This window comes from Halorubrum sp. SD626R, from assembly GCF_001261915.1.
GTDB lineage: Archaea > Halobacteriota > Halobacteria > Halobacteriales > Haloferacaceae > Halorubrum.
Map to the genome: position 1 here is coordinate 1 of NZ_CVRT01000114.1, position 7,336 is coordinate 7,336.

At 68.7% G+C, this 7,336-nt stretch carries 6 protein-coding genes and 1 tRNA gene; 1 reads left to right on the top strand and 6 read right to left on the bottom strand.

Features of this window, described 5'->3' with window-relative positions:
* Positions 1-2: 2 nt before the first annotated feature.
* Positions 3-75, bottom strand: a tRNA-Arg gene (locus tag SD626R_RS11885).
* A gap of 54 nt (positions 76-129) precedes the next feature.
* A complete protein-coding gene (locus SD626R_RS11890) occupies positions 130-426 on the bottom strand; it encodes a Sec-independent protein translocase subunit TatA/TatB (RefSeq protein WP_092566571.1) in 297 nt (98 codons plus the stop codon).
* A gap of 177 nt (positions 427-603) precedes the next feature.
* Here SD626R_RS11890 and SD626R_RS11895 point away from each other — a divergent pair, with 177 nt between their 5' ends.
* A complete protein-coding gene (locus tag SD626R_RS11895) occupies positions 604-1,074 on the top strand; it encodes a redoxin domain-containing protein (RefSeq protein WP_092566572.1) in 471 nt (156 codons plus the stop codon).
* 38 nt (positions 1,075-1,112) lie between these two features.
* On the opposite strand, the gene SD626R_RS11900 is transcribed toward SD626R_RS11895, so the two are convergent.
* The 4 genes from SD626R_RS11900 to SD626R_RS11915 form a co-directional block, all read right to left on the bottom strand.
* Positions 1,113-3,143, bottom strand: coding sequence for an AMP-binding protein (locus SD626R_RS11900; RefSeq protein ID WP_092566573.1), 2,031 nt, complete (start codon positions 3,141-3,143; stop codon positions 1,113-1,115).
* A 51-nt stretch (positions 3,144-3,194) separates the two neighbouring features.
* A complete protein-coding gene (locus SD626R_RS11905) occupies positions 3,195-3,575 on the bottom strand; it encodes a hypothetical protein (protein WP_092566574.1) in 381 nt (126 codons plus the stop codon).
* A gap of 120 nt (positions 3,576-3,695) precedes the next feature.
* Entirely contained in the window at positions 3,696-6,227 is a 2,532-nt protein-coding gene (gene gyrA, locus SD626R_RS11910) for a DNA gyrase subunit A (RefSeq protein ID WP_092566575.1), read from the bottom strand.
* Positions 6,224-7,336 (bottom strand): toprim domain-containing protein (locus SD626R_RS11915; protein WP_255310161.1); only part of this gene is annotated, 1,113 nt, incomplete at its 5' end. The genes SD626R_RS11915 and gyrA, both read right to left, overlap by 4 nt.

The following is a 7,336-nucleotide window of genomic DNA, read 5'->3' on the forward strand; positions in this document are numbered from 1 at the left end:
AGCGGGCACGGCGGGATTCGAACCCGCGATCGAGAGGTTAGGAACCTCTCGCCCTGTCCGCTAGGCCACGCGCCCAACGCGGTCGGAGAAGACATCGCAGCGGGGATCGGTCGGCGTCGTGGGGCCGGTCTATGCGCTGGTCTCTTTGTCGGTTTCGAGGTCCTCGAACTCGTCGTCGTCGAGCGTCGAGTCCGCGTCAGCGGACGAGTCCGCGTCGACCGACGAGTCGTCGTCGTCGCCCTGCATCTGCTGTAGTTCGTCTTCGACCTGTTCACGTCCCTTCTTGAACTCGCCCATCGCCTGGCCGGTCGACCGAGCGAGCTTCGGAATCTTGTTCGCCCCGAACAGGAGAACCAAGACGAGCAGGATGATGAGGAGCTCCGGGCCCGCCGGGATGCCGCCGATCAGTGGAATCGCACTTACCATCTCTGTCCGGCAGTAACCCTCTTGCGACTATAGTCTTTTTGCCTCGGTGGACGGGCGTCGGATCGCCGCTGAGCGGGCAACGCCTCCGGAACCCCGCCGTATCGAAAGCGCAGCCGTGCCGGGAACGCGACCGGCGGACGGCGAAACCGTCATACGCCCGGGGCGCGAGCGACCGGTATGACAGCCGTCGGCGACGACGCCCCCGACTTCACCGCCTCGATCGTGGACGACGACATCGAACCGTTCCGGCTGGCCGATCACCTCGGCGACGAGCCCGTGGTGCTCGCCTTCTTCCCGGCCGCCTTCTCGAACACCTGCACCGACGAGATGGAGGCGCTCCGCGACGAGTTCGACCGGAGCGACTGCGCGCTGTTCGGCGTGAGCACCGACCTCCCGCACGCGCTCGCGGCCTACCGGACGCAGTACGAGTTGCCGTTCGCGCTCGTCGCCGATCCCGGCCACCGCGCGATCGAGGCGTACGACGCGGTCGAGGACTTCGAGGGCTACGGCGTCGACACCGTCGCGCAGCGGGCCGTCTTCGTGATCGACGCCGACGGCGTCGTGACGTACCGCTGGCTCGCGGAGAATCCCGGCCAGGAGCCGGACTACGACGCGCTGGCCGACGCGGTCGCCGAGGCGGCCGCGTAGCCGGTCGCGGCCGCCGGGTCCCGTTCGCGGTCCGAGCCTCAGGCAGCGTCGCGGAGGTCCGCTAACGCCTCCGGGTTCTCCATCGACGAGAGGTCGCCGGGGTCTTCGCCCCTGTACACCGACTCGATCGCGCGCCGGATGATCTTCCCGGACTGCGTCTTCGGGAACGCGTCGACGAACAGCAGTTCGCGCGGCCGGAACGGCTTCCCGTGTTCCTCGCCGACTAGCTCGCGCAGTTCCTCGCGGCGCCCGTCGCTCGGTTCGACGCCGGGTTCGAGGACGACGTACGCGACCACCGCGGTCCCGGTGGTGTCGTCCGGGACCCCCACCGCGGCTGCCTGGTTGACGGCGTCGTGATCGATGAGGACGCCCTCGATCTCGGCCGGCCCGACCTTCCGCCCGGCGACGTTGAGGGCGTCGTCGGCGCGGCCGTGGAGGAACCAGAAGCCGTCCGCGTCCTTCTGCGCGAAGTCGCCGTGGTCCCAGAGGTCCTCCCACGTCGACCAGTACTCCGTCAGGTAGCGCTCGTCGCCCGACCACAGCGATTTCGTCATCGAGGGACAGGAGTCGCGCGCCGCGAGGTAGCCGCGCTCGCCGGCCTCCCGCACCGACTCGCCGCTCTCGTCGACGATGTCGACGTCCATCCCGAGCCCCGGCCCGCCGAGCGTACAGGGCTTGAGGGGCTGGTTCGGCATCGGCATGAGGAAGCAGCCGCAGATCTCCGTGCCGCCGGAGATGTTGATTATCGGGCAGTCGCCGCCGCCGACCGCGTCGTAGAACCAGCGCCACGACTCGGGGTCCCACGGCTCGCCGGTGGAGCCCAGGATCCGGAGCGATGAGAGGTCATGGCCCTCGACCCACTCGTCTCCGTGCTTGCGGAGCGCGCGGATCGCTGTCGGCGAGATGCCGAACTGGGTGATTCCGTGCCGGTCGATCAGCTCCCAGAAGCGGTCGGGCTCGGGGTGGTCGGGCGCCCCCTCGTACATCACCACCGTCCCGCCGAACGCGTGGTTGCCGATCAGCGTCCACGGCCCCATCATCCAGCCGATGTCGGAGACCCAGAAGAACCGGTCCGCGGGCTTCTGATCGAAGCCGAAGTGGATCTCCTTGGCGCACTGCGTGAGGACGCCCGCGTGGGTGTGGACGATCCCCTTCGGCTCGCCGGTGGTCCCCGAGGAGTACAGCAGCATGGACTCCTGGTCGCTCGGGAGGTGTTTCGTCTCGTAGTCGGTCGACCGCGACGCGACCGCCTCGTCCCAGGTCACGTCGCGGTCGGGATGCCACGGGACCGGATCGGCGGCGGCGCTCTCAGCATCCCCGTCGCCCGCCGGCGTCGCGCCCAGCCGGTCGTACACCACCGCGTGTTCGACGTGGCCCGCCGCCTCGATCGCCTCGTCCGCGGTCGCCTTCAGCCGGACCTCGTCGCCTCGGCGGTAGAAGCCATCACCGGTGAAGAGGACCGAGGGCTCGGCGTCGGTGATCCGGGTCGCCGTCGCCTCCGTGCCGAACCCGGAGAAGATCGGCACCGCGATCGCGCCGACCGTCAGGCAGCCGTAGAGGATCGAGACGACCTCGGGCACCATCGGCATGTACAGCCCGACTGTGTCCCCGGTCTCGATTCCGACGGATTCCAGGTAGTTCGCGACGCGGTTGGTCTGTCTGGCCAGGTCGTGGAAGGTGACCTCTCGGACGTCGCCGGGCTCGCCCTCCCAGATCAGCGCGACCCGGTTCCGGTTCGGCGAGTCGACCGCGGCGTGTCGGTCGACGACGTTGTGCGCGACGTTGATCTCGCCGCCGGGGTACCAGTCGGTGAACTGCGGGCCGTCGGCGTCGTCACGCACCGCGTCGTAGTCGGTGTAGAAGTCGATGTCGAGGTAGTCGACGACCTCGTCCCAGAACCAGTCGACGCCGGAGTCCGGCTCGCCCGGGAGCTCCGAGGTGGTGCGCTCGATCAGCGCCTCGTAGTCGTCGACGTCGTACTCGCGCATGAACGCGGCGACGTTCGTCGACTCGGCGAACGCCTCGCTCGGCTCGTGTACGACTTCGTCTATCCCCTCGTACTCGTCCATCTCGTCCGGTCGTTCCCGCGGTGATCGTAAGTAACTTTCCTGAACGTTCCCCTACTGCGGGTCCACGCACTCGCCGGCGACCTCGACGCTCTCGCCGTCGATAGCGACCGTTCCGTCGTACAGGGCGCAGGTCCCGGCGTCCCACGCGAGTCGCCCCTCCCAGTCGGCGCCCGTCACGACGACCTCGTGCCGGCCGGTCTCGCCGACCGTCACTTCGAACGCGCGGGCGACACCGGCGTCGACGCGGTCGCTCTCCTCCTCGTACGTCGTCCCGTCGTCGCCCTCGACGACCACGTCGATGTCGACGGGGGCGGCGCCGTCGTTCCGGACGGTGAAGTCGAGTCGGCCGGGGTCGGTCTCGCCGAGGCCGAGGCAGCCGGCGGCGCCCGCCGCGACCGCGGTCGCGACCCCGAGGAGTTCGCGTCGGTGCATGGGAGTCCGTCGTCGCCGCGGGAGTTGAATCCCGGACACGCGAGCGTTCGAGCCCCGCCGCTTCCGGTGAAACGGCCGATCCGCACCCAAACGCCGGCTGCGGGCGACGAGTCGACGCGCCTACTCGGCGTCGACCGTTTCGCCGTCCGCCGAGCCGGCGTCGTCCGCGGCGATTTCCCCGTCATCGACGTCCTCGTCGGCGTACGCCGCCTCGGGCACGATGTCGACGGAGGCGACCGCGTCGTCCGGCTCCAAGTTCATCACGATGACGCCCTTCGTGTTGCGGCTCACCGTCGAGACCTCCTCGACGCGGGTCCGCATGATCTGGCCGTCGTCGCTCATCGCGACCAGGTGGTCGCCGTGGGTGACCGCCTCGATGGCGACGGCCTCGCCGTTGCGGTCGCCGGTCTTGATGTCGATCAGCCCCTTCCCGTTGCGGGACTGGAGGCGGTACTCGTCGAGGTCGGAGCGCTTCCCGTACCCGTTCTCCGTGACGGTGAGAACCCAGTTGTGGTAGTCGTCGTCGACGGCGGCCACTCCGGCGACCGCGTCGCCCTCGCGCAGGTCGATCCCGATCACGCCGCGGGCGGTGCGGCCCATCGCGCGGGCGTCCGACTCGTCGAAGCGGATCGCCATCCCGTTGCGGCTCCCGATGACGATGTCGCGCTCGCCGTCGGTCACCTCGACGTCGACCAGCTCGTCGCCGTCCTCCAGTCGGATCGCGCGGATCCCCGTCGACCTGATGTTCCCGAACTCGTCGACCGCGGTCCGCTTGATGTACCCGTCGCGGGTGACCATCGTGAGGAACTCGTCGTCGTCGAGGTCCTCCGTGTTGACGACGGCCTCGATCTCCTCGCCGCCGTCGAGGTCGAGGAGGTTGACCGCCGACTTCCCGCGGGCGGTCCGGGACATCTCCGGGATCTCGTACGTCTTCAGCTCGTAGATCTGCCCGCGGTTGGTGAACACGAGGAGGTAGTCGTGGGAGTTGGCGGCGAAGACCGAGGAGACGCGGTCGCCATCCTTCAGGCCGGTGCCGATAATCCCCTTGCCGCCGCGGTTCTGCGCCCGGAAGGTGTCGAGCGGCATCCGCTTGATGTAGTCGTCTTCGCTCATCACGACGACCTGCTCCTCCTCCGGGATGAGGTCCTCGTGGGTCACGTTGCCCGCATCCTCGATGAAGCTCGTCCGGCGCTCGTCGCCGTACTCGGCCTTCATCTCGTTCAGCTCGTCGACGATCACGGCGTCGAGCTCGTCGGGGTCGGCGAGGATCGTCTCCAGCCGCTCGATCCGGGCGGTGACGTCCTCGTACTCCGACTCGATCTCCTGCGTCTCCATCGAGGTGAGCGAGCCGAGCTGCATCCGGACGATGTGGGCCGCCTGCGCCTCGCTGAACTCGAACTGGGCCTCCAGCGCCGCCTTCGCGGCGTCGCGGTCGTCGGAGTCCTGGATGGTCTCGACCACGTCGTCGACCTGTTCGAGCGCCTTCAGGCGCCCTTCGAGGATGTGCGCGCGGTCCTCGCGCTCGTCGAGCTCGTGCTCGGAGCGCCGGCGCACCACCTCGCGGCGGTGCTCGACGTAGTGTCGGAGCGTCTCCTTGAGGTTCAGCACCTGCGGCGAGCCGTCGACCAGGGCGAGATTGATGACGCCGAAGGTGCGTTCGAGGTGGCTCTCTAACAGCTGGTTCTTCACGACCTCGGCCATCGCGTCGCGCTTGAGCTCGACGACGATGCGCATCCCGTCGCGGTCGGACTCGTCGCGGAGGTCGCGGATCCCCTCGATCGCGCCCTCGTTGACGTCCTCGGCGATGCGCTCGACGAGCCGCGACTTGTTCTGCTGGAAGGGGAGCTCCGAGATGACGATCCGGCCCTCCTCCTCCATGACCTCGAACTCGGCGCGGACGCGGACCCGACCGCGACCCGTCTTGTACGCCTTATGCACCGCGTTTCGACCGACGATGTTCGCGCCGGTCGGGAAGTCGGGGCCCTTGACGTGCTCCATCAGGTCCTCGACCGTCGCGTCGGGGTTCTCGATCAGCTCGACGGTGGCGTCGACGACCTCGCCGAGGTTGTGCGGCGGGATGTTGGTCGACATCCCCACCGCGATCCCCGAGGAGCCGTTGACGAGCAGGTGCGGCACCGCCGAGGGCAACACCTCCGGCTCCTCCAAGCGATCGTCGTAGTTGGCGGAGAAGTCGACCGTGTCGCGCTCGATATCGGCCAGGAGCTCCTCGGCGATGGGGGCCATCCGGGCCTCCGTGTACCGCATCGCCGCCGGCGGGTCGCCGTCGACGGAGCCGAAGTTCCCCTGCCCGTCGACGAGGGGGTACCGCATCGAGAAGTCCTGGGCCATCCGCGCGAGCGTGTCGTAGATGGCGCTGTCGCCGTGCGGGTGGTAGTCGCCCATCGTCTCGCCGACGATGGAGGAGGACTTCCGGTGCGAGGAGTTGCTCGTGACGCCCGCCTCGTGCATCGCGTAGAGGATGCGCCGGTGGACGGGTTTGAGCCCGTCACGGACGTCCGGGAGCGCGCGGCCCGCGATCACCGACATCGCGTAGTCGATGTACGACTGCTCCATCTCGTCCTCGATGCGGGCGTTCGTCACCTGCGCGGCGCGGACGCCGTCGGGGTCGGCGTCGGGTACGTCGGAGCTCATATGTCCACCCACTCCGCCTCGGTCGCGTGCTCCTTGATGAACTGTTTGCGCGGCTCGACCGCGTCGCCCATCAGCACGTTGAACATGCGGTCCGCCGCGGCCGCGTCGTCGATGTTGATCTGCTTGAGGATGCGGTTTTCGGGGTCCATCGTCGTGTCCCAGAGCTGGTCGGGGTTCATCTCGCCGAGCCCCTTGAACCGCTGGACCTGGTCCGGGTTCCCGTCGCACTTCTCCTCGACGATCCGGTCGCGCTCCGCCTCCGTCATCGCGTCGTACGTCTCGCCGCGGTAGCGGACGCGGTAGAGGGGCGGCTGGGCCGCGTAGACGTACCCCGCTTCGAGCAGGGGCTTCATGTGGCGGTAGAGGAGCGTGAGGAGGAGCGTCCGGATGTGCGCGCCGTCGACGTCGGCGTCCGTCATCAGGATGATCTTGTTGTAGCGGGCGTCCTCGATGTCGAACTCCTCGCCGATCCCCGCGCCGATCGCGGTGATCAGCGCCCGGATCTCGTCGTTCTCCAGGATGCGGTCGAGCCGGTGTTTCTCGACGTTGAGTATCTTCCCCTTGAGCGGCAGGATCGCCTGGTTCTCGCGGTTCCGGCCCTGCTTGGCCGAGCCGCCGGCGCTGTCGCCTTCCACCACGAACAGCTCGGCCTCAGTGGGGTCGCGCGTCTGGCAGTCGGCGAGCTTGCCGGGCAGCGCCGTCGACTCCAGCGCGGACTTCCGGCGGGTGAGCTCCTCGGCCTTCTTCGCGGCCTTGCGCGCCCGCGCGGCCTCCGCGGCCTTGTGGACGACCTTCCGGGCGGTGTCCGGGTTCTCCTCGAAGAAGGTCCCGAGCTTCTCGTGGGTCGCGGACTCGACGATGCCGCGGACCTCGCTGTTGCCGAGCTTCGTCTTCGTCTGCCCCTCGAACTGCGGGTCGGGGTGTTTCACCGAGATAACGGCCGTGAGCCCCTCGCGCACGTCTTCGCCCTTGAGGTTCGCGTCGAGATCGTCGACGAGGCCGTGCTCGTTGGCGTAGTCGTTGACGGTCCGCGTGAGGGCGGTCTTGAACCCGGTGAGGTGGGTGCCGCCCTCGCGGGTGTTGATGTTGTTCGCGAACGCGTGGACGGA

What these genes read in the sequence shown, in the direction of transcription:
- SD626R_RS11890 (WP_092566571.1), bottom strand. Translation starts at nt 426, where the DNA reads ATGGTAAGTGCGATTCCACTGATCGGCGGCATCCCGGCGGGCCCGGAG.
- SD626R_RS11905 (WP_092566574.1), bottom strand. Translation starts at nt 3,575, where the DNA reads ATGCACCGACGCGAACTCCTCGGGGTCGCGACCGCGGTCGCGGCGGGC.
- gyrA (WP_092566575.1), bottom strand. Translation starts at nt 6,227, where the DNA reads ATGAGCTCCGACGTACCCGACGCCGACCCCGACGGCGTCCGCGCCGCG.
- SD626R_RS11895 (WP_092566572.1), top strand. Translation starts at nt 604, where the DNA reads ATGACAGCCGTCGGCGACGACGCCCCCGACTTCACCGCCTCGATCGTG.
- SD626R_RS11900 (WP_092566573.1), bottom strand. Translation starts at nt 3,143, where the DNA reads ATGGACGAGTACGAGGGGATAGACGAAGTCGTACACGAGCCGAGCGAG.